18 protein-coding genes are annotated in these 25,409 nt (G+C 67.9%); 4 read left to right on the plus strand and 14 right to left on the minus strand.

Annotated elements, in window-relative coordinates:
• Positions 1-52 precede the first annotated feature (52 nt).
• From ACFV15_RS17715 to ACFV15_RS17750, 8 genes are read right to left on the minus strand one after another with little or no spacing between them, the layout of a single operon-like run.
• Positions 53-5,779 (minus strand): DUF4157 domain-containing protein, encoded by a 5,727-nt coding sequence (locus tag ACFV15_RS17715; RefSeq protein ID WP_378351535.1) that lies wholly within the window; start codon positions 5,777-5,779, stop codon positions 53-55.
• Positions 5,776-6,021, minus strand: coding sequence for a hypothetical protein (locus tag ACFV15_RS17720; protein ID WP_378351536.1), 246 nt, complete (start codon positions 6,019-6,021; stop codon positions 5,776-5,778). Before ACFV15_RS17720 ends, ACFV15_RS17715 begins: the two co-directional genes overlap by 4 nt.
• Complete coding sequence (locus ACFV15_RS17725; protein ID WP_378351537.1) at positions 6,012-7,856, minus strand: ATP-binding protein; 1,845 nt, start codon at positions 7,854-7,856, stop codon at positions 6,012-6,014. Before ACFV15_RS17725 ends, ACFV15_RS17720 begins: the two co-directional genes overlap by 10 nt.
• Before the next feature lie 10 nt (positions 7,857-7,866).
• Positions 7,867-9,090, minus strand: coding sequence for a DUF4255 domain-containing protein (locus tag ACFV15_RS17730; RefSeq protein WP_378351538.1), 1,224 nt, complete (start codon positions 9,088-9,090; stop codon positions 7,867-7,869).
• Positions 9,087-9,761, minus strand: a complete 675-nt coding sequence (locus ACFV15_RS17735) for a hypothetical protein (protein ID WP_378351539.1) — start codon at positions 9,759-9,761, stop codon at positions 9,087-9,089. The genes ACFV15_RS17730 and ACFV15_RS17735 overlap by 4 nt, the downstream gene beginning before the upstream one ends.
• Positions 9,754-10,482 carry a hypothetical protein gene (locus ACFV15_RS17740; protein ID WP_378351540.1) on the minus strand — a complete coding sequence of 243 codons (729 nt, stop codon included), beginning with the start codon at positions 10,480-10,482 and terminating at the stop codon, positions 9,754-9,756. Before ACFV15_RS17740 ends, ACFV15_RS17735 begins: the two co-directional genes overlap by 8 nt.
• 3 nt (positions 10,483-10,485) lie before the next feature.
• Positions 10,486-11,010 (minus strand): phage tail protein, encoded by a 525-nt coding sequence (locus tag ACFV15_RS17745; RefSeq protein WP_378351541.1) that lies wholly within the window; start codon positions 11,008-11,010, stop codon positions 10,486-10,488.
• Between the two features lie 8 nt (positions 11,011-11,018).
• Complete coding sequence (locus ACFV15_RS17750; protein ID WP_378351542.1) at positions 11,019-12,911, minus strand: phage tail sheath family protein; 1,893 nt, start codon at positions 12,909-12,911, stop codon at positions 11,019-11,021.
• A gap of 581 nt (positions 12,912-13,492) precedes the next feature.
• Here ACFV15_RS17750 and ACFV15_RS17755 point away from each other — a divergent pair.
• Positions 13,493-14,050, plus strand: a complete 558-nt coding sequence (locus ACFV15_RS17755; RefSeq protein WP_378351543.1) for an AAA family ATPase — start codon at positions 13,493-13,495, stop codon at positions 14,048-14,050.
• Here ACFV15_RS17755 and ACFV15_RS17760 read toward each other — a convergent pair.
• From ACFV15_RS17760 to ACFV15_RS17780, 5 genes are all read right to left on the minus strand, one after another.
• On the minus strand, positions 14,037-14,924 hold the full coding sequence (locus tag ACFV15_RS17760; RefSeq protein WP_378351544.1) for a hypothetical protein: 888 nt from the start codon (positions 14,922-14,924) through the stop codon (positions 14,037-14,039). The genes ACFV15_RS17755 and ACFV15_RS17760 overlap by 14 nt on opposite strands.
• A 34-nt stretch (positions 14,925-14,958) precedes the next feature.
• Complete coding sequence (locus ACFV15_RS17765) at positions 14,959-15,690, minus strand: heparin lyase I family protein (RefSeq protein ID WP_378351545.1); 732 nt, start codon at positions 15,688-15,690, stop codon at positions 14,959-14,961.
• Positions 15,691-15,795: 105 nt separating this feature from the next.
• Positions 15,796-16,977 (minus strand): cytochrome P450, encoded by a 1,182-nt coding sequence (locus ACFV15_RS17770; protein WP_378351546.1) that lies wholly within the window; start codon positions 16,975-16,977, stop codon positions 15,796-15,798.
• On the minus strand, positions 16,965-17,702 hold the full coding sequence (locus ACFV15_RS17775) for a thioesterase II family protein (RefSeq protein ID WP_378351547.1): 738 nt from the start codon (positions 17,700-17,702) through the stop codon (positions 16,965-16,967). The genes ACFV15_RS17770 and ACFV15_RS17775 overlap by 13 nt, the downstream gene beginning before the upstream one ends.
• A complete protein-coding gene (locus ACFV15_RS17780) occupies positions 17,699-19,444 on the minus strand; it encodes a non-ribosomal peptide synthetase (protein WP_378351548.1) in 1,746 nt (581 codons plus the stop codon). The genes ACFV15_RS17775 and ACFV15_RS17780 overlap by 4 nt, the downstream gene beginning before the upstream one ends.
• 487 nt (positions 19,445-19,931) lie before the next feature.
• On the opposite strand from ACFV15_RS17780, the gene ACFV15_RS17785 reads away from it, so the two are divergent.
• Positions 19,932-20,450, plus strand: a complete 519-nt coding sequence (locus ACFV15_RS17785) for a lytic polysaccharide monooxygenase auxiliary activity family 9 protein (RefSeq protein WP_378351549.1) — start codon at positions 19,932-19,934, stop codon at positions 20,448-20,450.
• Here ACFV15_RS17785 and ACFV15_RS17790 read toward each other — a convergent pair.
• Positions 20,443-23,541 (minus strand): BTAD domain-containing putative transcriptional regulator, encoded by a 3,099-nt coding sequence (locus ACFV15_RS17790; protein ID WP_378351550.1) that lies wholly within the window; start codon positions 23,539-23,541, stop codon positions 20,443-20,445. The two genes, ACFV15_RS17785 and ACFV15_RS17790, sit on opposite strands and share 8 nt — an antisense overlap.
• 75 nt (positions 23,542-23,616) lie before the next feature.
• On the opposite strand from ACFV15_RS17790, the gene ACFV15_RS17795 reads away from it, so the two are divergent.
• Together ACFV15_RS17795 and ACFV15_RS17800 are read left to right on the plus strand one after the other, a co-directional pair.
• Positions 23,617-24,489 (plus strand): NAD(P)-dependent oxidoreductase, encoded by an 873-nt coding sequence (locus tag ACFV15_RS17795; protein ID WP_378351551.1) that lies wholly within the window; start codon positions 23,617-23,619, stop codon positions 24,487-24,489.
• Positions 24,486-25,337 (plus strand): NAD(P)-dependent oxidoreductase, encoded by an 852-nt coding sequence (locus ACFV15_RS17800; RefSeq protein WP_378351552.1) that lies wholly within the window; start codon positions 24,486-24,488, stop codon positions 25,335-25,337. The genes ACFV15_RS17795 and ACFV15_RS17800 overlap by 4 nt, the downstream gene beginning before the upstream one ends.
• Positions 25,338-25,409 lie beyond the last annotated feature (72 nt).

Raw genomic sequence — 25,409 nt, forward strand, 5'->3', positions numbered from 1 at the left:
TAGTCCTAACGTGGTCGGACATGGAACTCCAGACTTCGCTGTGCGTTGTTCGTCATCTCTTGGTCAGATCCTCCACAGTCAACCATCCCCATCTCACGAGCAGGATGTCCACTTGATCAGTGATGAACTTCGACGCGAAAGCCTGAGACTTCCCGGGCTCGAACAGTTGCTCGTCTTCCAGCGTCTGCTCGATCGCCCTGGTCAGCTTCTGCAACAGCCCAACCGGAGTTTCGAGTCTCTTCGACAGTTCTTGGTCGCTGAGTCCGGCCAAGTCCGGCCGGTTCCAGGTGGTCCGGGCTTGTTCGTACTGCGCGGGGCTGAGTCCCGCCATACCGGCCCTTCGTCGCATTACCGCGCGAATGCGTTCGTCCGGATCTTCGGAAGCGAGCAAGCCCTTCATGCTCCGGGACAACCGGGTGGACGCGAGTGTCGAAGCGTCCTTGACCATCGGCCCTTGTACTGAGATATCTCTCATGATCTGTGGTACGCCCGCGCCGGGTTTGATGATCCGTCGGATCTCGCCTTCCGAGGTGAACACCGCCGCCGGCCTCCGTTGCCCCTCGGCGGTCATCCGGACCAAGGTGAACAGTGCGGCCACGGTCGCTGCGTCGGATCCCTTCGGGAGTTCTTTGAACCGTCCTTGATGGATGAGCTTGGTAAGCTCCTGAAACCGGTCGTGTCCGATTTCATTGGCGACCTGGTTGAACAGGTCGGAGTACCTGCCCTTGCCTTGCTGAACCTTGCCGCTCAGTGGATCCACCGGCGACCAGATGCCCCCTCGGTCGCCTCGTTTGTTCCAGATCGCCAACTCGACGGGTGAGTCTTGGAGAACAACACGTTGAGCGGCCGTTCTGGCCTTCTTAGCTTCGGCGACTTGCTGGGTGATGCCGACTGGCGGCGTACCTTCTTGGGCCGCGACGACCGCCCTGCCCTGCGCGTCCCGGCGGACACCAGGCGGATCCTCCTTCTGTCCCTCCCGTGCCTTGCGTCGACTCAACACCTGATTGACTCGCTGCTCTACCTTGCTGACGATCTCCACTCCACGAAGCACCTCGGTATCGCTTACGTCGTCTTCCGGGTTCAGGGTCGCCCTGATCGGCTTGGTGTTCGATCCGCCCTTGAGTTGCAGGGAGGTCAGGTGATACCAGCGCCGCATCGCGCCGAGAGCCTTGGTCAGAACGCTCTTGCTGACACCGCGCCGGAGCAGGAAGTGAACCTTTGGCCTGATTTTCGCGATGGCCAGCTGTAGACGTCGTTCTTTCGCTTGTGGACTGTTTTGCTCGTCGCGTTTTTTCTGCTTCTTCTCCTGGCGCTGCTTTGCCTTCGCTTTCCACTTGTTCTTGAGGCCCCGGTACTTGTCGCGGGCCTTCTTGGCCGCGTTCTTCAGGCCCTTGCCGAGCTTGCTGTCGGCGACCTTCTTGCCGATCTTCTTCAGCGTCGACTTGACCTTGTCGACGCCCTTGCGCACCGCCGCCTTGGCCTGCCCAAGCACACCCTTCGCGCCAGGCCGCGCGGGCTTCCCTGACCGACCAGGACGACCGGGACGAGCCGGGCGACCAGGACGACCAGGGCGCGCGGGACGGCCTGGCCTAGTGCGCGCACCCTTGGGCTTCAAAGCCTGACCGACCTTCTTCAGGCCGGTCCGGGCCGCGTTGATCATCTTGCCCGCGCCCTTGCGTGCGCCCTTGCCGGCGCGGGCGAGGGCTTTCATGATCTTCTGCGCGATGCCCTTGAGGGATTTGCCGACGCCCTTCGCGGCCGAGGCGAGCTTCGCCATCAGGAAGTTCGTGATGAACTCGAGCAGCGCGACCACGCCCGCGGCCACGGCTTTTGCGAAGAGGCAGGCGGCTGGGCCTGCCTTGACCGCTTTGACGAACGCGATGAAGGCGCCGATCGCCGCGAGGATCTTGCTGATCGTGCCCCAGGCCGCCATCAGGCCTTGGATGACCGCGAGTACCGCTCCGGCCGCTGGGATGATCAGGGAGACCAGGCGCTCGATGACGACCGTGACGATCATCATCGGCAGGGCCGCGATCAGTGCGTCCCAGGCCATTTTGCCGATCTTGGCCATGGAGAAGCAGCCTTTGATCAGGATGTTGATCACGGCTTTGCCGAGGCCGAGCACGGCTTCGACCTTCTCGTTGAACCAGGTCTTGACCGCGCTCTTGATCGCGCCCCACAGGAACTCGCGGATGCCCTGGGTGGCCGCCGAGACGAGCTTGCCGATCCAGGTGCCGACTCCGGTGGACGCGATGTCGGCGATGATCGCGGCGAACTCGCCGAGCATCTGGATGGCGGCTTTGGCGAACTCGATGGCCGCGTTGACGGCCTTGCGGACGATTTCGACCGCTGCTTTGAGGCCTTTCTCCAGCAGCCGCAACAGGCCGGTGAGAGCTTCCGCGAGCTTGTTGAGGAGGAACTCGACGCCGGCCTTGAGCGCGTCGGCGAGTTTGTTGACCGTGGCTATGGCCGCGTCGCGGAGGTTTTCGATGTCATTGCGTATTCGGGCGGCGAGTTCGGGGAAGAAGACCGCGAGTGCGTCGCAGAGGGTGAGGAGGACGTTGGCCAGTGCGTTGATGAGGCCGACGATCGCCTTGCGGGCCAGGTCGATCAGGCCGGTGACGATGGTCGCGAAGGTCTTGATGATCGTGTTGACCAGTGCCACGGCCGCGTCGAAGATCTTGGTGATCGCGTTGAGCAGGCCCTCGAAGAAGCTGGTGACCTTCGAAGCCAGCCAGCTGAAGAAGCCTCCGCCTTCGGATTCCTTCTTCTTGGCCTCTTTCTCCTTGCGTGCCTTCTCTTCGGCTTGCTCGCGCTCGTGGGTGATCTTGTCGTTGTCCTCTTTCTGCCGCTCGTCGACCTTCTTGTCGCCGTCGGTCTTCTCCTTGTGTATCCCCGTTTTGGCGTTTTCGTGCTCTTCGTCGGCCTTGGTGTCGGTTTCGGTGATCTTCTTGTCTTGTTCGGACCGCCATTCCGCGCGCTTCGCGGCGGCGTCCTCGGCGACTTTGCCGCGCTCGGCCGCCTGCGCCTCCGAGTTCTCCTGGACCGTGCGGGTGACCTCGGCCTCGTGGTCGGCGTTCGCCTTCGCCTCGGCCTGCTGCTGGGTCTGGCGCTCGGTGCCCATGGCCGTCTGACCCTCGGCGACGCCTGCCTGGATCTGCGGTCCGCGCTCCTGCTGTGCGACGACCGCGACACCTGGGTCGGATGGCCCGGCTTGGGCGGCGGCCGGGCCGCCGCCGGGGGCGGACGGGACCTGCGCCGACAGGGTCTGTGCCGGGGCGTTCGGGAAGATCTGGTTCTCGCCGAGTGGTTTCGCCGCTTCCCGCTGGCCGGTGGTGTGGTACTTCGTCGACGCGTCCCGCAGCTCGGTCGCCTGCTGGTCGGTGCGTGCCGGGTCTTGTTCGCCGGTCAGCTCGACGTGCTGGCCTTCGACCTTGGCCTGCAGGCCGGGATCGGTCGTCGGCACGTTGTCGACGGCCTGCTGGACGTTCTTGACCTCCTCCGCCGAGATCTGGCCTTCGGCGTTGCCCGCGACATGCGGCCGGGGCGCCTGGCTTGCCTGGTTCTGGCCTTGGACCTGCTCCTGCTTCAGCTTTTCCTGCTGCTCGGCCCGCTGTGCTTCGGCCTGAGTGAGCGTGACCTTCTCGAATTCGCCCGCGGGCTCGGCGGTCGGCTGGCCGTCCAAGGTCTGCGGCGCGCCGGACGGGCGCTGCATGGTCGGGGGCGCCGCCTGCAACGCGGACTGCTTCTCGCCGACGTCGTGGGAGACCGCGCTGTCCACTGAGGACAGCGACGACGCCATCTGGTCCGGCGGCAGCGTCGACACCGTGGCCAGCGCCGACTCGGGCGGCTGCGCCGAAACGTCGGGCGGAGCGGGCTTGGGTGCGGGTTCGGCGGCGGGCGCCGGAGCACCGCCTCCGCCACAACCACCGCCTCCGGCGTCAGGTTCCGTGGTCGGTGCGGGTGGCCCTTCGCAGCCGCCCCCGTCACGCTCCAGTGACGCTTCGGGTGCCGGGTTCGCGGTCGGCTCGGCCTCGCCTGGGACCTCCGCAAGGTCCTGAGCAGTGGGAACCTCGGCAGGCCCGGCCTCTGCCTCGGCGGGTTCAGGCTGGACCGGTTCCGGCGCCTCCTGCTCGACGGGTTCGGGCTCGATCGGGGCCGGAGTGGCCGCCGGCGCGGTGGCGGGATCGGGGCCGACTTCGGCGTCGAGAGGCTGCTCGGCCGGTGGCTCCTCGGCTTCGACCGGCTCGGGGACCGCGGGCGTTTCGTCGGGGGACTCCTCCTCTACCTGCTCGGCCTTGGTCGGCGGGGGAGCGGGGAAGCTCGGCGCCTGCTGGGGAGGCGGCGGCGATCCGCTGGCGGGCAGCGTGAGGTTCTCGGCCGTCGGGACCGCTGAGACGTCCAAATCGGACTGGGGCAGGCTGTCTTCCGGCTTGAGCGCGGGACGTTCCGGCTCGTCGTCCTCGGTCTTGGGCTCCTCGGGCTCGGGGAGCTCGACCTCCTGGTCAGCCGCGGGCTCCACGCCGATGGGTCTTTCCTGCTCCTCGACGCGTTCGTCCTGCTCCGGCCGGTCGACGCCGTGCTGGACCAGCGGGCTCTCCGGGGCCGTGGCTTCCGCTTCGACCTTCTCGGGCTGGGCGGGTGCCGGTTCCGCGGTCGCCATCGCCTCCGCGGGCATCGGGGTCGCACCGGCGGCAGGACCCTGACCGGCCGCGGGCATGGCGCCCGGCGCTCCGGGAGCCATCGCGGCCGGGGCCTCAGCCGCAGGCTCTGCGGAAACCTGCTCCTCAGCAGGCCTTTCCTCCGCAGGTTTCTCGTCCGAAGGCTTTTCTTCCTCCGGCTCTTCCTTCTCTTCTTCCTTGGGTTTCTCTTCCTCAGGCTTCGGTTCTTCGGACTCGGGCTTCTTCTCGGCAGGGGGCTTTTCTTCCTCGGGCTCCTTGGCCGGCGCCTCCGGTTCGGGCTTCTCCTGCACGGGAGGCTCAGGCTCGGGTTCAGGCACCGGCTCGGGCACCGCCGGTGTCTCCACCGGCCCGCCCGCGGCGGCCTGGTCCGCCTCCTCCACCAGCTTCACCAGCTGCGTGAACTCCGGCGACGGCAGCCGCAGCTCCAGCTTGACCAGCACGGTGTGCCGGAGTTCCGGCGTGAACCGGCTCAGCTGGCCGCGCACCCTCCCGGACAAGTCGCCGGGATCGCCACGCAGGCTGCGCAGCACGCCTGCGACCAGGCGATCCACCAGTGTCGCCGGGTCGAGCTGCTCGGTCCGCATCCGGTCGGCGTCGACGGTCGCGTACCGCATCCACGCCGCGCCCTGACCTTGCGAAACCTCCGTCCGCGGCTCATCCGATCGCGCGATCTGCTCGGCTTCCCGCTCCAGTGGTTCGCTGGGCAGACTGACCGCGCCGGAGTCACGGCCTGCCCACACGGCGCCTCGCGCGTCGGGCACCTGGACGGTGTGCAGCAGCTCGTGCACGAGCAGCCTGCGCCCGTCCGTGGTCTCGGGCCGGAACAGCGCCTGCCCGAAGAAGATGTCCTGGCCGACCGTCACCGCGTCCGCGCCCAGCAGCTCGGTGACCGCCGCCGCGTCGGAGTCGTTGTGCACGCGGACGCGGCCGAAGTCGTGTCCCAGTCGCGATTCCAGCTCGCGCCGCAAGCTCGGGTCGAGCGGATGGCCCGGTGAAGCGAGCACCTCGCGCAGCTCGCGTGGCGGACGGGCGGGCTTGGCCTGCTTCGGCTTGTTCTCCTTGGCAGGCTCGGCCGGTTTCGCGACGGCGCGGGTCATGGCGCACCCCGCAGGAGTCCACTGTGGACCGACCGGGCGAGTGCCGTGCCCAGCCGGTGCGCGGACGCCGACGCCGGGACCTGTGGCGCCCGCGTGACTTCCGCGTCGTATGCCGCCGAGCCCGCGCCGCGCTCGGTCACCAGCCTGGTCAGCTCGTGCTCGAAGGCCGCGAGCAGCTTGTCGCGGTTGATCCCGTCGAACCCGGTGAGCACCAGTTCGCCGATCTCCACGGTCACGTCCATCCCGCCACCTCCGAAGAGGTGAGCGAGCGTTCGAGCTTCAGGTACTCGCTGCGCGCGGCCGCCAGCACATGCCGCATCGCCAGTGGTGCGGACTCTTCGGCGGCCAGGAACGCCGCGGACAGCGCGACGTTGCGGATGCTGCCGCCCGCGACCGTCAGCTGGGCCAGCAGCCGCATGTCCAGGTCGCTGACCGGCGTCGACGGCGGGATGACCCGCTGCCAGATCTCCGCCCGCTCGGTGACACCGGGAAACGGGAAGTCCACCACGAACCGGATCCGCCGCAGAAACGCCGTGTCCAGCGCCTTCTTCATGTTGGTGGTGAGGATCGCCAGCCCGCGATAGGCCTCCATCCGCATCAGCAGATAGCTGACCTCGATGTTGGCGTAGCGGTCGTGGCTGTCCTTGATCTCGCTGCGCTTGCCGAACAACGCGTCGGCTTCGTCGAACAGCAGCAGTGCGCCGCCACTCTCGGCCGCGTCGAACACCCGGCGCAGGTTCTTCTCGGTCTCGCCGATGTACTTGCTGATCACCTGCGACAGGTCGATGACGAACAGGTCGAGCCCGAGTTCACCGGCCAGCACCTCGGCGGCGAGCGTCTTGCCGGTGCCGCTCGTGCCCGCGAACAAAGCGGTGACGCCGAGCCCGCGCCGCAGCACCGACTCGAAACCCCAGTCCTGGTACACCTTCGACCGCTGGCGCACATGCGCGACCATCTCGTCGAGAATCCGCCGCTGCGGCGCGGGCAGCACCAGGTCCGCCCGTGTCGCGCGCGGCTCGATCCGGTGCCCGAGTTCGTCGAGCGCGATCCGCGCCTGGGTGAGCCCGGCCTGCCAAGCGGTGGTCCCGTCGCGCCGGACGCTCGTCCCCGCGGTCCTGATCTCGTGTGCGGGCAGGGAGAACTGCGCGACCAGATCCTGCAGCTGACGCTCGGTCCCACTGCCGTTCAGCTCCGCCTTCCACAGCGCGCGCTGCTCGTCGGCCGTCGGCCGGGTCACCGTGACCCTCGGCCATTCCCGGCCAGGCACCGGGTCTTCCGCCGAAACGACCACCGGTGTATTCAGACCGGCCACAAAGGACTGGGCGGCGGCGCCCTCGACGAGCAGCGCGGCGGGCAGGAGCAGCGATTCCCGTTCCCACAGCCGGGAAAGCGCCTCACGTTCGGCGGGAATGGTCGGCAGGTCTTCGGCGGTGACCGCGTGCAGTCCGATCCCGGCCTGCCGCGCGGCAGCCGCGGCGACCTCCCAGCGAGTACGCCGATCCGCGCCGATCAGCTGGACCTGGGGATCGTCGTCGAGGCGGGTCCACAGCTCGGCGATCGACCTGGCCGCGGTCTGCTGGGACACCGGGAGCCCGGCGGGCGTGGCGACCTTCGACAGCAGGCCGTGCAGCCTGCTGTCGACATAGGGCACTCCGGCCAGGAAGTGCAGCACCCGCTCGTCGATCCGGAGCCTGCCCATGGTGAGTGACGGCTCGGGGTCCAGCTCGACCAGCCGCCACCGCCGCAGGGGCGCGACCGGGGTGAGCGCGCTCCAGTGCGCGTCCTCGAAAGCCGCCAACGCCAAGGAGAACGTCGGGTACGCGCGCTGTGGGTCACCGCCGGCCGCGGCACAGCGCGCGGCCGCGCTCGGGTCGAGTTCGATCGCGGCCGTGAGGACCACAATGGACCGTTCGAAGGAGCTGAGACCGAAGCAGGAGCACAACGTGTCGAGTGCGGAGAGTTCCTCGGTGGGCTCTTCCGGCTCGGCGGGGGCTCCGGCGTGCGCGTCGAGGCGGGCCAGCACGGCACGGACCGCCGCCGCCAGCGCACGCTGATGCACATCCCCCCGCACTGACACGTCGCCTCCCTCAGCCGGTGATGTCCAGCGTCGGCCCGCTGAACGTGCCGTCCTTGATGTCGAGCGGGCTCTCCGCGCCGTCGACCTGCACCCGCACCAGGTAGCGCCCTGGCTTCGCTTCGGTGATGGGCACCAGGAACTCGTCGACCGGGCCCTCGCCGTTCCTGAGCGGGAACGGCGCCTCGAACTGGTAACCACGTGGCTTGCCCGCCGGGGTGCGCTCGTCGAGCAGCAGCATGATGCGCTGTTCAGGCCCGGCCGGGATGTCAATTTTGATCTTGGCCTGACCTGCGACGATGCTCGCGCTCGTCACGCGCGGGCGCCGGACGTACGGCGCCATGTTGGATTCCAGCCATGGCTTGGCCTGCGCCGGACGGCCGATCTGGACGTCGTACCGCAGCTGCACCGGGTGGATACCGGGTGGCAATGACGGTTGCCCGAGCACCACCAAGTCCTCTGTGGACCGCAGCACGGGTGCGCCGACCCCGCCGATGAGCGCGCTCATGCCCGGCCTGGCGAGCCCGGAGCCGAGCAGGGCGAGTTCGCGGTCCTTGGTGATCGGATCGTCGCCCGGCTGGGTGCCTGCCGGGGCGCCCGCCGGCAAGGACAGCACCTTGTCGATGACCGGCCGGACGAAGGCTTCGACCGCGATCTGCCGCCGCAGCACCGGCTTTCCCGCACCGGGCACGGACTCGCCGTCCAGCAGCACCGCCGTGGCCTGGTAGACCACGGACAGCGCGAACGGTGTCTGGATCATCGTCGACCACAGCTTGGACATGTCGTCGAGGTCGAGCGCGGTGGGCGTGAACCGCACCCGCTGGGGTGCGGCCGAGAGATTCGAACCGACGAGATGCGCCAGTACCTGCGCTTCTTCGATGTGCTGCCGGGACAGCGTGGGGTGCTCATGCAGGCTGCGGGTGACCGCGCCGAGCAGCCGTTGCGGCTCCAGCTCGGCCTCGTTGCCGTAGAAGCTGATCAGGTAGTGCAGGTCGAGCGCGTGCTGCGGACGTTTGAGCACCGTGCCGTCCGCCGCGCGGGTCACCGCGTCGTGGTTGCGCAGCGAGCCGTTGGGCGTGACCTGATAGAGGAACAAGGTGATCAGCGGCTCGGCGGGGGGATCGGCCGGTGGCTTGCGTGCGTCGACGTTCACCGGGAGGTCCGCGTCGGCAGCCGCTTTCGCGACGAAGATCTTCAGCGCCGCGGTGACCGTGGCGACGGCGAGGAAATTGCTCATCTGCGGCCCTCCTCGGACAGGTAGCGCTCCAGGCTCACGGCAGGCTCGGCGCGCGATGGCCGCGTTTTCGCCGCCGGTTTGGCGGCCTCGGTCGCCTTGACCTCGACCCGCCCGATGGAGATCCGCACCGGCGGCTGAGGCGGCGGATCTCCTCGGCGGGCGGCGGTCTCCGGTGCGCGGCGGGCTTCGCCGGGCAGCGCGGGGACGACCACCGTGGTGGTGGACGGCAGCAGCGTGGCCGACGGTTCGCCGGGGGAGACGCTGACGTTCACGGTGGTCAGGTGCTGTTCGGTGACCTGCTCGACGCGGGTTTCGCCCGGCTCGGTTCGAGGCTGCCCGGTGACCACGGGCGGCTGCGGCCTGAGCACGGAGGTGGTCGTGACCTGGCGTGCGGCCGGAACCCACGGCTTGGCAGCCGGGGCCGTTGCCGCGATCGGCGTCGCAGGGATTTCATTGTGGGTTTCGATGGCGGCGACGGCAGGAGGGGAAGGAACCTGCGCGACCGGCGTGGGGGAGCGTCGCGATGGCGCCGCGACGAACTCCTCCTGTTCGAGGCCGTTCGTGAACTGCTCGAACGGTTGCGGCAACCGCGGCACGACGAGTGCTTCGCCCGCCGGGGCCGGGCAGCCGGGCACGCTGCGCGCCAGCAGCCGGTCCAGGAAATCAGCCATGACCCACCAGTTCCAGGTAGAACCGGCGCCTCGTCGGGCTGAGCGCCAGCACTTCGGGCTCGGCCCAGCCGTACGCCGAAGCGAGCAGGTGGACCTCCAGCATCACCGCGCGTGCCCAGGCGTCGAGCTCGGCCCAGAGGTAGGACACGATGTCGACGGTCGCCGACGTCGTCCGTCCACATTCGACACACGGCATGGTGAGCCGCACATCGGCCGCGGAGTCGGCTTCCGCCAGCGAATCGGCCATCGCCGTCTGGGCCGCCGCGGGCAGATCGTCCACAGAGGACGGCTGACCGCGGTGCTTCGCTTCGATCGTGCACCGGGTGACGAGCTCACGCCGCGCCCCTTCGGGACCGGCCGCGGCCGCGGCGAGGAGGTCGCCTGACGTGGGCAGGCGCAGCCGGATCGCCCAATCGCCGCTGTGTGCCAGCACTTCCGCGGGCTCGTCCATCGCACCTCCCAGCACATTGCCGACGTCGAAGCCGAATTCCTGCTCTGTCTCACAGTCCAGGCAGGTCACCCTGCCGTTGAGCCGCTCGCCGAACAGCGTGCGGCGCAACGAGAACAGCTCGCGGTCCCGCCTGCCGACGGGCACTTCCAGCCGCCCGCCGTCCTCGGCGCCGGTGAGCGCGTGCAGCAGCACCGCGCGCCGCACCGGGCCCGCCGCGAGGCCCGCTTCCCAGGTGGCCAGCAGTTCCGTCGGCTCCGTCGGCGAGGGCACCGGTCACGCCGGGAACTGGATGGACGGCTCTTCTGGCTCGGCGACCTCCTGGTCGCGCTCCCAGCCCTCGTTCTCCAGCTTGAGGCTCTGGATGGCGACCGCGTTGGCGTTGGCGTCCAGCTCGCCGAGTATCTGGTACTCGGCCACCCACGCCCGGTAGATCTTGTAGGCGACGGCGACCTGACCGGCCTCGTTGAGCACCTGGATGACCAGGTCCTTGCGGAAGTCGCGCAGCGAGGACTCGGAGCCCTTGCCCTGCCCGACCATCCAGACCTTGTTGGCCCAGCGGTCGAACTCGACGTCGTGGGTCACCCCGCGCTCGAGAGTGATCGCCTCGAACTCGGTGCGCCCCGCCGACTTGCGAGGCGAGCTGGCGTCGCCGCCGTTGCGGTGCTTGACCACCTCGGTGGTGCGCTTGAGCGGGCTGATCTTGGAGATGCCCGCGACCGTGCGGCCATCCCACAGCACGAGGAACTTGAAGTTCTTGTAAGGGTCGAACCGCTGCGGATTGACGGTGAACTCAGCCATGGTTTCTCCTAGACCTCGATCTGCCCGGCGAGCTGTTCGATCTTGATCACCACGAACTCGGCCGGCTTGAGCGGAGCGAACCCGACGAGCACGTTCACCACCCCGCTGTTGATGTCGTTCTGCGTGGTGGTTTCCTTGTCGCACTTGACGAAGTAGGCGTCGCGCGAGGACACGCCCTGGAAGGCGCCGCGCTCGAACAACGCGTGCATGAACGCGCCGACGTTGAGCCGGATCTGCGCCCACAGCGGCTCGTCGTTGGGTTCGAAGACCACCCATTTCGTGCCGCGGTAGAGGCTCTCCTCGATCATCAGCGCGAGCCTGCGCACCGGCACGTACTTCCACTGCGACGCGAGCGCGTCCGCGCCTTCGAGCGTGCGCGCGCCCCATACGACGGGGCCGATCACCGGGAAGCTGCGCACGCAGTTGACGCCGAGCGGGTTGACCAGCCCGTTCTCCGGGTCGGTCATCGGCACGGTCAGTGCGCGCGTACCCGCGAGCCTGGCCTCGGTGCCCGCCGGCGCCTTCCAGACGCCGCGTTCGCTGTCGGTGCGTGCCATGATCCCGGCGACCGCGCCGCACGGCGGGAACGCGCGCAGCCTGCCGCTGAGCTGGTCGACGAGCTCCAGGTGCGGGAAGTACAGCGCCGCGTAGTTGCTGCGCACCGAGTCGAAGGTGCCGAGGTTCGCGCGTGCCTGGTCGAGCGTCTTCCACGCGGCGGGGCTGTCCACCAGCAGGAACATCCGCTTGTCCTGGCAGAGCCGCTCGGCCGCGGCGATGGTGGCCACCATGTCGTCGGCGCTGAACGCGTTGATCTCCGGCAGACACAGGATGTTCACGTCCTCGAGCGCGCGCAGCGCGTTGATGCCGGTCTTGGCACTCTCGCTGCCGATGATGTCCCTGAACGTCGGCGCGCTGCCGTTGACGCCGGCGGTGCCTTTGCCCTGTGCTCCGACGTCCGCGGTGGCGCCTACCTGGTACGCGGTGACGTTGGGCGAGGTGCTGAGGCTGAGCTTGACGGCCGCGGAGCCGCTGAACTCCAGGATCGTGGCCGGCGTCGTCGAGCCGGAGACGATCTGCAGCCGGTTGCCCATGACGGTCACCTTGATGGCGCCGAAGGTGCGGTCGCCCGGCGTGTCGGCGATGCCGCGCAGCGCGTTCTCCAGCAGCAGCGCGAGCTCGGCCAGTGACTTGGGGACGGGCACGTCCTTGAGCGTGATCTTCTGGGTCTTGCCCGTGCCGCGCAGGGTGACGGTGATTTCGCCATTGGGATCGGGCAGTGGGGCCGCGGTGTCGAAAGCGCCGGATACCGTGCCGGTCGGCTCCGGCCGATTCTTCACTGCGGCATCCGGGTGACTCACCCTGATCAAGCTCGACGCGGAATTGATCACGTCGACCGCGTACCGGACATCCGTCTTGTCGAGGGAAAGGTCGGTGAAGCTTTCCCGTGGTGATCCACTCGCGCCGAATACTTGAAGGTTGAACGTTTCCGTCGGATTCTTCGTCGCGTAGTCGACCGAAACCCGCAGTTCATTTCCCCACGCGCCCGGTTCTTTCGCGGACACGATCAGCGCGGGGCCAGCCGGGTCCTGCGGGCTCGCGGTGGTGTTCTTCAGTACCACCGACGCGTTGCCCGCGCCCGCCGCGACCCGCACGACGATGCCGATCGAGCCGCCGTTGAGGAAGAACTGCTGCACGGCGTAGCTGACGGCGCTATTCGCGGCCAGGCCGCCGAAACGGCGCTCGTAGTCGGCGAAGCTGGTGATCGTCACGGCCTCGTTGACCGGGCCCTGGGTGGTGTAGCCGACGAACGCCGTCACGGAGGTGGAGACGGCCGTGATCGTGCGCACGCGGCTGGGTAATTCCTCGATGTAGACACCAGGGTAGGTAGGTGTAACAGGCATGCCGGCTCCATCTGTCGTCCACACGGCGCCGAAAACGCCGCGGCGTACCGAAAAGAGTGTGGGCGCCAGCCAATACCGTTGTCCGGGCATGCCGAAATGGCCGGACACCGTTCGTGAATCCCCCCGCCACATCCCCTCAATCGCCCGTGGCGCCCCAAAGGATCTCGCTAGCGATGCTTATCCCGATCACCGTCCGCGTCAAGCGGATCGGCCAGCTTCATTCCGGCGGACTCACATGATTACCCGGATGGGCCAATGCGGTGTTCACCGCATGCTCGATCGTTTGCCCGAAAGGGCGGAGATCAATTCATAATTGATCTCTCAATTGTCCACTGTGGAGAATTGACGCCATTTACGCTTGGTATTCGAAAGGTCGCGGCCTGCTCCTGGACGCGGTGCGGTCGGGCTTCATCGGTCCCGATCCGGCGTGTCGTGCCGGATCGTCGAACAGGCGGTGACCGCGGTGATCAAGTCGAGCTGGCGGGCGAAGCGGTGTCAAACCGTGGACGACCTCCTGCGGGACGCGTCGCGCGTTCGGCGACGTAAAGGAACCTTTACCATCGGCCGCGCGTTGGGCGGGTATGACGGAGCCGCTGACGGTCGAGCTCGGCCCTCGTGACCTGCTGGTCGTCGCCGGTTTGCCCGGCGCGGGCAAGACCACGATGCTGCGCGAGGTCCGCGAGCTGCCGGTGCTCGACTCCGACCAGGTCCGGGCCAGAATGCGCGTGCTGCTGCCCGCATGGGTGCCGTACCGGTTGTATCGCCCGATCGTGCACGCCTGGCATCGGCTGCGCGTCGTCGGTCACGCGGCCGGTGCCACCGGCCCGGTGATCGTGCACGAACCGTCGACCCGTGCCTCGACGAGAACGTTGCTCGCACTGGTCGCCGCGCTCACCGGCCGCCGGATTCACCTGCTCTGGCTTGACGTCACCGCGGAAGAGGCGCTCGCCGGTCAACGCGCTCGCGGTCGCCTGATCCGGCCGCGTTCGTTCGCCCGGCATGTCCGCCGGGCCGAACGATTCCGCCGATCGCTGCTCGCGCACCGGGTTCCGGCCGGCTGGAGCTCGGCGCGAGTGACGACCAGGGGTCGTGAGTGGTACTGCCGGTCAGAACCGGCCGTATCACTCACGAGTAAGTGATCCCCGGAAACGCCGACCGAGCCGCCTGGAACTGGCTTTCCCACGACGACGGCCAGCCGAACGCGGTGGTGGCCAACGGCTTGAGGTTGACGCCCGCCGCCCCGCTCATGAAGTGCACGAACTCGCCCCAGTTCATCCCACGCGTGAAGTCGTTGCCACTGCGGGGGAAGTACTTGCCCAGCAGCCCATAGAACCTCACCATGACCTGAGCGTGCCCACGGTCACGCCACAGCGGGTAGAACCAGTCCCGGAACCAATGCGTCCCGGCACGCGGGAAGCCGTCGACATGGTCCGCCGACATCATCCGGTTGTGGAAAGACTGAGCCTCGGCCGTCATGCCGAGCGAGACATAGACGTCGTAGATGAAGAACTCCATCCACTTGCTGTCCTGCCACAGCCCGAACGCGGGCGACCCGTGCTTGCCTGCCGCGATGCTCTCCACGACATGCCCCGCCTCGTGGGTGGCGACCTCGTATTGAGGCTTCGCCCAGCCATTGCCGCCGACGTCGCTGACGTTCCGGTAATCGTGGGACGAGTCGTACACGGTGGACGGATGGCCGCCGTAGTACTTGGCCTCATGGTGGATCGAGTACAGCCGATCGGACGTCATCAGGTTGCCCGAGTTGCCGTAGGTCTGCTGCGCGTACTTCCACATCCGCGTCAGGTACGGCAGTGCCCAGTCCTTTGTGGACGCCGGGACATCGTTGTCGAAGTACAGTGCGACCGTGTCGTTGTAGCCGGCCAGCTTGAGCGTCTGGACATGCTCGAACCAGTGCTCTTTCCAGGTCGCCGGGGGAGCGGCGGCCGCGTCGGCGGTGCTCGGTACCGTGCAGGCGAGCGCGAGAGCGCAGGCCAGCGCGAGAACTTTGCGCATGAGTGCCCCACTTCGTCTCAGTGGGCATGGGCGGCTACCAGTTGGCGGGTTCCGCCAGAGCGTAGGTGGCCGCGATGCGTGCGTGGTCGTGGAAGATCGAGAGCACGCTCTGCCCTGCGGGTTTACCGTCACGCCAGCCGGTGCAGTAGATCCCCGATGACCAGCGCATGGTCTTGGAGGTCTTGGGCAGCACCGTCTGGGTTCTGCTGACCTTCCTGGCGCCGTTGACCCAGACCTCGAACGCGCCGGAGTCCTTCGCCAGCTTGAAATGGGTGACGATGCGGATCCAGGTCCCGCGCAGGCCGGAGATGGACCCGATGGTTCCGCTGATCCCACCGGAACCGCCGTACTTGAGCTGATCGTTCTGCACGTACATCAGCAGCCAAGGGCCTTCCGGGGCTTCCGGCGACCACTGCTGGAAGGTGACGTTCTGGTTGTGCCACTGCCAGTTCGGCGGCAGGTGGATCGCCTGGCCGTAGTACTTGTCCTCACCGACGGACTGCGCGCCGCTCTTGAGGGTCTCCGAGTGGTAGCCGCCGGTCTCGTTGATGTACGTCTGCTTCGCTTCGATCGCGGTCGAGCCCTTGTACGCCGGGCTCGTCACGTTCCTGATCACGCCGTCCTTCTGCGCGTACGAGGAACTCCAGCCGGAAAGCGTGCCTTCGTTCTGGAAGTAGACGCCGGCTGGCAGCGCGTTCGCCGAGCCGGGAACCCCGGCCAGCGCCGCGGCCGCGAGCGCGATCGTGACCGCCATTCGCAGTGCCATTCACCCAAGGTAGCGGCTAGACATCCGATCTAAAACTTATAGTTGGAAAGTTGTCCACCGGACAACCTGGCCGGAGTCAGGTTGTCGCGGTGGCAACCTCCTCAGTCATCGGATGAGACGCATCGGTAGTTCGCGCACTCCCCACGTGAAGTTCGACGCGGTGAACTTCGGCTCGCCGATCAGCTCGAGCGAACCGACCCGCGCGACGAGCTCCTCGAGGAAGATCGAGACCTCCATCCGCGCCAGGCGGGTGCCGAGGCACTGATGCCTGCCGCCGCCGAACGCCAGATGCCGGTTCGGCGTGCGGCCCAGGTCGAACCGGTCCGCGTCGGGGAAGGCCTTCTCGTCGCGGTTGGCCGACACGTTCCACACGGTGACGCGGTCACCCTCGCCGATGTCGGTGTCGCCGATGCGCGTGGCGGCCATCGCCGTGCGCAGCACGTGGACGCCGGGCGTGGTCCAGCGCATGACCTCCTCGACAGCTGACGGCAGCAGCGCGGAGCCGCTCTGCCGTAGTCGTGACCACTGATCAGGGTGCTCGAGGAACGCGAGCACCGCTCCCGCCGCGGAATATCGGGTGGTCTCGTTGCCGCCCGCGAGCACGCCGTTGCAGTTGACGACGATCTCCTCGTCGGTGAGCGGACGCTTCCCGCCCGGCGCCGAGCGCTGGTCGTGCGCGATGCGGCTGACGAAGTCGTCACCGGGTTTCGCGCGGCGCTGGGCGACCAACTCGGTGAAGTACAAGAAGATCTCCGCGTGCGCGCACAGCCGGGCCTCCTCGTCCTCGCCTTCGAAAGCGGCGTTCATCGTGCCGCCCAGCCAGTCCCACTCCTCGCGCGGCACACCCATCAGCGCGCACACGACCCGTGTCGGTAGCCGCCTGGCGACCTCGACGAGGTCGACCTCACCGGCTTCGACGGCCTCGTCGAGTAGCGTTTGGACGATCCCGCGCGTGAGTTGTTCCGCGTGCGGGATCTCGCTCGGCGCGAAAGCCTTCGATAGGACCTTCTTAAGCTGAGTATGGTCGGGCGCGTCGGAGACGATCAGCATCCGCTGGGTCACCGCGGCCACGGCGCCGGGGTTCGTCCCGATCCGCATCCCGAAGCGGGAGCTGAACACGTCCGAGGCGTGGTACACACTCAGCGCGTCGTCGTAGCGGGTGACCGCCCAGAAGCCGCCGCCGTCCGGGTGAGGATGCCAGTGCACCGGGTCGTTTTCGCGCAACCAAGCCATATGCGTGAGGAAGCCCGTGTCCGCGAAGGACCGGTCATCGGTCAGATCGAGCACAGCAGGCTCCCCAGCAGCGGCAGCGTCAGCGGCACCTGTTCGGTGCCGAACAGGTGCCCGCCGGGGAATTGACGCCTGGCGAACTCGGCGGTCGTGTAGCGGCTCCACTCGTCCAGATGCCGCGCGGTGACGATGTCGTCGGTCTCGCCGCCCCACGCGTGGATCGGGGACGGCACGGCGATCTCGTCGGGCGTGACGAAGGTGGACACCAGTTTCGCGTCGCGGCGCAGGATGTCGAGTACGAACTCGCGGCTGTCCTCGTCGAGGTCCTCCATGCCGACCTGGCCGGCGTCGAGCAGCCGGTTGAGCGCGTCGTCGTCGCGGCGTAGATGCTCGGTGGTCGCCCACAGGTGCGGTGGCTCGCAGGCCGCGATGACCAAAGCGGACGGTGCCCGGTCCTTGAGACCCAGCCGCCTGGTCAGTTCGTAGCCGAACAGACCGCCGAAGCTCTCCCCGAACACCACCAGCGGCTGGTCGGGAGCCGTCAGCGCGAGGATCTCGTCGACGACCTGAGCGGCGGCTTCGTCCATTGAGGAGGGATGCGGCCGCGACCAGCGGTGCTCGCGGCCGGGCAGCTGCACACCGACCACCGAGACGGCGTCGCCGAGCTTGTCCTGCCACGGGCGGTAGCGCCCGCAGCCCGCGCCTGCGTGGGGGAGGCAGAGCAGCGTCGGGCGAGACGCCGCCCCGGGATGCCAGGTGACGAGCCAGGACTCGGGATTCACGAGGCCACCTCCGCGTCGGCGCGGCGGTCGAGTTCTTCTGCCAGCGTCGCCGGGGTCGGGTTCGCCAGCAGCACCGGGATCGAGAGCTTGAGCCCGGTGGCCTGGCGCAACGCCGCGACGATCCTCGCGGCGAGCAGCGAATGGCCGCCGAGTTCGAAGAAGTCGGCGTCGACGTCGTTGATCGGTTGCTCGAGCAGGTCGCTCCAGATCGCGCAGACCTCGATTTCACGCGGGGTGCCCGGCGCACGGCCGGTGAACCGCCGGGCGGCCGCGGACGCGCGGGCGAGCTCGGCTCGGTCGACCTTGCCGTTGGCGGTCAGCGGCAGCACGGGCACGAAGTCGACCGCCGACGGGACCATGTGTTCCGGTAGCCGGGTACGGCAGTGCTCGCGGATGAGCACGTTGCCCGTGGTCAGGTCGTGGCCGTCCGCGACCGTGACGGCGAGCCCTACCGTCTCACCCGATTCGAGCAAGAACGCGGCGGCCGAGGTGACGGCCGGTAGTTCGGCGGCGACCTGCTCGATCTCGGCGAGCTCGATGCGGAACCCGCGCACCTTCACCTGTTCGTCGCAGCGTCCGGCGAACTCGAGCTGACCATCCGTTCTGGCCACCACGAGATCGCCGGTGCGATAGAACCGCTCGCCGCCGACCCGTGCGAAGCGTTCGGCAGTCAAGTCCGGAAGATTCCGGTAGCCCAGCGCGACACCGTCACCGCCGATGTAGAGCTCACCGATCGTGTTGGCCGGCACCGGTTTCCCGTTGTCGTCGAGCACACGGACGGAGTAGCCGGGCAGTGGCGTTCCGATGGTCGAGACATCATCGCCACGCGCGGTATCGGACCACGTGGCCGCGATCGTCGTTTCGGTAGGGCCGTAGACATTGAGCACGCGATGGCGTTCCGAGAGGCGCTCGGCCAATACCTTAGGGCATCTTTCCCCGGCGACGATCACCACTTCCACGCTGGTCAGCGCGTCAATGCAGGGTGCGATCAGCGACGGGGTCAGCGACACCGTCCGAGGACCGATCGCGGTGATTCGCTGAGCGAGATCGACATGGTCCCCGTCCTCGGCGTTGAGGTCGACGATCGCCGTGCCCTGGCCGTGCAACAAGTGCAGAAAAGTGCACCAAAGCCAGCCGTCGAAAGCAGGAGAAAGCGGATTCAGTCCCATTCCTCCCGGGGTGAGACCAATGGTCGACAGCGCGTCGAGAAATATGCCCAAGCCCGCATAGCTGATTTCCACACCCTTGGGCTTGCCGCTGGTGCCGGAGGTGTAGATGAGGTATGCGCAACTGTCCCGATCAGCGAGAACGGGGGAGGTCGTCGTGGGCTCGGCACCCGTTTCCGGGTCGATCACCGGCAGTTCGGACGGCGCCGGGATTTCACTCGCGATCAGCACCTCGGCCTTGGCGTCTTCGAGGATGTAGTCGATCCGTTCGGCCGGGTTCCGGTCGTCGATCGGGACGGCGGTGGCACCCAGCCACCAGACCGCGAGCAGCGACGATGCGGCCAGCCGGGACCGGCCAGTTGTCACCGCGACAACAGTTTCCGTGCCGACGCCTGCTCGCGCCAGCGCCGTGACGATCGATCGCGTTCGCAGCGCGAGACCGTGAAAATCAAGCGACCCGTCGGGTGCGGTGAAGGCCGGCGCGGTGGGTGTCCGGCTGGACCAGTGGTCCACCGCGCCGAAGAGTCTGGCCACTCCGGGTTCTTTCTGGTATGCGGGCAGGGCGGCGTGAGTCATTCCGTTTCCTGTTCTCACCTGGGGTTTGCCGACAAATGACTGAAGTCGCTGCTTTCGCCCCCAAAATCGCGAGCAGCGCCTTGTTCGAGCGTTGAACGGCGTCAAACTACGTGCATTCCCGCTGACAGGCAACGGGGTGGCGTGAATTTCCTGGACTGCTGATCATCACTCACCCGTTCAAGGTAATTACTCCACTTGGGTGAGGGTTACTGTCAACGTACGGGCTAATCGTTAAATGTCGATTTATGTCTTACTGTCAGACGTGATTTCCGGGCGGAAATGTGGTCTTTTGGCAGTGGTGCCGAGCTCGCTCTTCGATTTCGAAATAATATGACAAACCATGATCGTTGATGGTGAACACTTGACGAGCGTTCCGCTCGCCGGTATGGTCTAGACCACATCGGTTGGATCCAGGTACGTGGTCTCCGGTGCCGTCTCAGATCCGCCCACTGGGAACCACAGCTCTGGATTGTGGAATGGAGCTGATATGAGTCTCAAACGCAAACTCACCGCCGCCGCCTTCGGTGCCGGCATCGTTCCATTGCTCATGGTGGCCGTACCGTCGGCGCCCGCCTTCGCGCACGGCTACATCTCGTCGCCGCCCAGCAGGCAGGCACAATGTGCTGCCGGAACACCGAAGTGCGGTGCGATCAAGTACGAACCGCAGAGCGTCGAAGGCCCCAAGGGCCTGCGCAGTTGCAGTGGTGGCAACGCGCGCTTCGCCGAACTCGACGACAACAACAAGGGCTGGAAGGTCTCGAGCGTCGGCCAGACGGTCACCTTCACCTGGAAGCTGACCGCCGCGCACCGCACCAGCACCTGGGAGTACTACGTCGGCGGCAAGCGCGTCGGCCTGATCAACGACAACAACCAGGTTCCGCCGAAAACCGTTTCGCACAAGGTGAACATGGGTGGCGTGAAGGGCAAGCAGAAGCTGCTCGCCATCTGGAACATCGGCGACACCGCCAACGCGTTCTACGCCTGCGTCGACCTGAACATCAGCTGATCGCCCGCACGGACCCGGCGGAGCCCGCGAAGGTTTCGCCGGGCCGCGCGAGTTCCTCGCGTGCTTGGTCGGGAGACAGTTTCCGGCCCAGTTCGAACTGTGCTCGGTACTCGTCTTCGCCGAGATTTCCCGTTGCGGTGGCGGCGATCCGATCGATGTCACCGTGTTCCGCCACGGGCAACGGCGCCCCGACGGACTCGCGTGCCGCATGAGCCGCGCCGAGCAGACGCGCGGCCCGTGCGTGCTCGCCGGCGAGCGCCTGCGCGCCCGCCAAGCCTTCCAGCGCCAATGCTTGCGCACGGAGATCACCCGTCGCGCGTGCGGCGGCGAAACCCTCCAGCTGCACCGACATCGCGGCGCCAGGGACGCCGCGCAACTCGGCGATGAACCCGAGCTCGGCCATGATCAACGCGACGCCGAGGTCACCGTCGATCTCGCGGCACCAGTCGAGCCAGGCTCGCAGGTGGCCTTCGGCGCGGTCGAGTTCACCTTGCCTGCGTGCGGTGAGACCGAGCCCGACCTCGGCGAACTGAACGCCGCGCTTGTGCGAATGTTCGGCGGCGATGTGCATCGCGCGGCGGTGCAGCTTCTCGGCCCTGTCATAGTCGCCGGTGAGGAGCGCGATCCGGCCGAGCCCCGACAACTCGTACGACATTTCGATGCGCAGCCCGAGTTCCTCGGCGCTGCGCAAGCCTTCGCGGTGAAGCCGGGCCGCTCGTTCGTAGTCGCCCTCGATCTCCGCGAGCGAGCTGAGCACGTCGGCCGCTTTGAGCTGACCCCAGCGATCGCCGAGCCTGCGAAACGCCGCGAGACTCCGCTCCCCGTCACGCTCGGCCGACGCGAGATCCCCGCGCGGACGTGCCTGCGCGGCGCGTGTGCTGAGCGCCGCGGCGACACCCCACTCGTCGCCGAGCGCGCGGAACCGGCTCAGCGCCTGGTCGAGAAGTTCCTCGTGGGCGGCCAGATCACCCGACCCGAGCAGCCCGGCGCTGAGGAACCACTCCGCACTGGCTTGGCCCGCCGGGTCGTTCGCATTCTCGAACAACGCGAGTGCCTGACGGGCTTGGCCATTGAGGTCGCCGCCATCGCCGAGCAGGACCGCGAACCCGGCCTGCCAAGCGGAGACCCGGGCTTTCAGCGCGGCGGGTGCGTCGCCGGTAGCCGCGAGCGCCGCGGTGAGGGAGCGATGGCCTTCGCTGAGCCTGCCGCGGAGATACCAGTACCAGGCGAGCGCGTCAGCCAGCCGGAGTGCGTCGGCTGCTTCGGCGTTTTCGAGCGCGGCGCGGAAGTTGGCCGCTTCGACGTCGAGGCGATCCAGCCACTGGCGTTGCTCGTGGCCGCGCAGCCGCGCCCGCTCGGCGAGTTCGAGGTAAAACCTCCGGTGTCCACTGAGGACTTCATCGAACTCGCCGGACTCGCGCAGCCGCTCGACGCTGTACGCGCCGACGGATTCGAGCAGTCGATAGCGCGGCCCCTCGGTGACCACCACGAGCGACCGGTCCACGAGCCGCGCGAGCACGTCGATCTCACCACCGCAGATGGCCTCGATCGCGTCGAGGCCCGCGCTCTCCGGGTGAATGGCGAGCCTGCGCAGTAGCGCCCGCTCGGGCTCGCCCAGCAGCTCCCAGCTCCAGTCGATCATCGCGCGCAGCGTTTGATGGCGAGCAGGAGTGCCACGATTTCCGGCTGCGAGCAGCCGGAAGCGATCGTCGAGGCGGTTGAGCAGTTCGGCGGCGCCGAGCGTGCGAACCCGGGTGGCGGCGAGTTCGAGCGCGAGTGGCAGCCCGTCCAGCTTCCGGCAGATGGCGGCGACCGTTTCGTCGTCAGCGGTGAACCCCGGGCCCGCTCTGGCGACGAACAACTGCACGGCACTGGTCTCGTCGAGCGGCGGAACCGCCCACACGGCTTCGCCCGCCAGTCTGAACGGCTCCTGGCTGGTGGCCAGGACGCGCAGCCGCGGAGCGGCGGCCAGCAGCTGGGCTGCGAGGTCCGCGACCTCCTCGATGACCTGCTCGCAGTTGTCGAATACGAGCAGGATCTCCTTGTCCCGCAATGCCTCCGCCAGCTGGGCTCGCAACGGCCCCGACGCCGGGGCCTCGCGAATGCCGAGCGCGTCCGCCACAGCGTCCGTGACGTGCCTGTCCAACCCGGCGAGTTCGACCAGCCTTGCCCCGTCGGCGAAGCGTGCCTCGACCGCCCTGGCGAGCTCGAGCGCGAGCCTCGTCTTGCCGACCCCGCCGGGCCCGGTGAGGGTGACCAGCCTGGCGTCGGCGAGCAGCGTACGGAGGTCTTCGACCGCGGTGGCGCGGCCGACCAGCTCGGTCAGCGGTGCGGGCAAGCCGCTGCGAGGTGACGGCGTGAGCGCCGGGTCTTGCTCCAAGATCGCCTGGTGCAGCGTGGTGATCTCGGGACCGGGGTCCACGCCGAGTTCCTCGGCGAGACGGCGCCTGAGATCACTGAGGCTTTCGAGCGCCTCGCTTTGGCGCCCGGCTCGGTACAGCGCGCGGACATGCAGCGCGCGCAGGCGTTCCCGCAGCGGATGCCTGCTGACGAGGTCGCCCAGCTCACCACCCAGCGGCTCACCGAGTTCGAGCTTCGCCTCGGCGAGGTCTTCGAGCGCGGCCAGCCGTTCCTCCTCCAGGCGCTGGACGGCCTGAAGCGCGAACGGCTCATCCGCGAAATCGGCCAGCGCCGGACCACGCCACAGCGCGAGCGCGTCGGCCAGCAGCGCGACCCGGCGGCGCGGCTCCTGGTCGCGTGCCTCGGCCACGAGCCGTCGGAAGCGGCGCACATCGACGGACTCCGTGCGCAGGAGGTAGCCAGGCGGCTGGTGGACGACCAGCTCGCGCGTGCCCGGTTCGGCGGCCTCCAGCGTGCGGCGTAGCTGGGAAATCTTGGTCTGCAGGGTGTTGGCCGGGTTGCCAGGCCGGCGCTCACCCCACAGGTCCTCGGCGAGCCGGTCGGCGGAAACCGGCGCGCCCTCGTGCAGGAGCAGGTCCGCGAGGAGGGCGCGCACCTTCGCCTCGGGCACCCGCACCGGGTCGCCTTCGGTGGTCCACACGGCCAGCGGCCCCAACACTCCGAATCGCACAAGATCGAACCTAGCGCGACCCACCGACAGTTTTCCGTGCGTGGACCATGCGCGGGCGTCGGCAAGGTGGTCCTTGTGAAAGAAGAAACCACAAAAACCCAGGTCACAGTCCTGGGACTGGGCGCGATGGGCGCCGCACTGGCGTCCACCCTGCTCGCCGCCGGTCACCCGGTGACGGTCTGGAACCGCTCAGACCGAGCGGTTCCGCACGGCGCGGTCCGCGCCGCCAGCGTCGCCGAAGCCGTCGCGGCGAGCCCGGTCGTGCTCGCCTGCCTGCTCGACGACCGTTCCGTCTACGACGCACTCGGCCCGTCCGCGGCGGCACTGCGCGGCAAGGCGCTGGTCAACCTGACGAGCGGCACGCCGGGCCAGGCGCGTTCACTGGCCTCGTGGGCCCGTGAACGGGAAATCGACTACCTCGACGGCGGCATCATGGCCGTCCCGCCGATGATCGGCGGCCCCGGCGCGTTCGTCTTGTACAGCGGCTCGCAGCCGGTGTTCGACACCTACCGGCCGGTGCTCGACGCGCTCGCCGACAGCCGCTTCCTCGGCACCGACCCTGGAATGGCGTCGTTGCAGGACATCGCGTTGCTGAGCGCGATGTACGGCCAGTTCATGGGCATCCTGCACGCCTTCGCGCTGGTCGGCTCGGCGGGCGTGACCGCGACCGAGTTCGCGCCGATGCTGAGCGGCTGGCTGACCGCGATGGGCGGGTTCGTCGCGGGTGCGGCGTCGCAGATCGACAAGCGCGACTACTCGATCGACGTCGTGTCCAATTTGGCCATGCAGGCCGCAGGCTACCCGCATCTGCTGGAAGCGGCGGTAGAACAGGGAGTCGACCCGTCGCTGCTGGCGCCCCTGGCACCGCTCTTGGACCGGCGGCTCGCCGACGGCCATGGGGCCGAGGCGATCACTGGTGTCATCGAACTTCTCTGGGAGGAAAAGTGAACGTAGCGGTAGTCGGCCTGGGCCCGATGGGTCAGGCGATGGCACGGACCTTCTTGGCACACGGGTACTCCACGACCGTGTGGAATCGGACACCGTCCCGCGCGGACGCTGTCGTGGCCGAGGGCGCGGTGCGCGCTGCGACGGTTGCGGAGGCTCTGCGGGCCGATGTGGTCGTGCTGAGCTTGACGGATTATCAAGCCATGTATGACATTCTCGGCGCGGAGGACCTGAGCGGACGGGTGCTGGTGAACCTGAGTTCGGACACTCCGTCCCGGAGCCGGGAGGCCGCGGCTTGGGTTGCTTCGCGGGGCGGGACGCTTGTGGTCGGCGGGATCATGGTGCCGTCGCCGTTGGTGGGGACTGAGCAGTCGTATGTCTTCTACAGCGGTCCGCGCGAGGTTTTCGACGGGGTTTCGGCTGTGCTGGCGGTGCTGGGGCGGCCCGACTATCGCGGGGAGGATCCAGCGCTGGCGCAGCTGTTTTATCAGGCGCAGCTGGATATCTTCCTGACTTCGCTGTCGGCGTTCCTGCACGCTTCGGCGCTGGTCGGGTCGGCCGGAGTCGCGGCCGCCGACTTTGTGCCTTACGCAGTCGAGAACTTCCAGATGATGGGGTACTACCTGGCGGACGCGGCGGCGGGGATCGACGCGGGGGAGTACCCGGGCGACCAGGCGAACGTGATCATGATGGGCGCCACGGCCGACCACATCGTCGGCGCGAGCCGGGACGCGGGCATCGACCTCGGCCTGCCCGCCGCGGTGAAGGCCCACTACGACGGGGCGATCGCGGCCGGGAACGGCCGGGCAGGCTGGACAAGCCTGATCGAGGTGATCAAGAAGGGCTCGTGAGGCCTGGTCCCGCCTGGGGTCGTGAGTGTTTAGGCCGGTTAGAACCGGCCGTACCACTCACGACCCCAGGCT

It is taken from the genome of Amycolatopsis sp. NPDC059657 (genome assembly GCF_042734395.1).
Taxonomy (GTDB): domain Bacteria; phylum Actinomycetota; class Actinomycetes; order Mycobacteriales; family Pseudonocardiaceae; genus Amycolatopsis.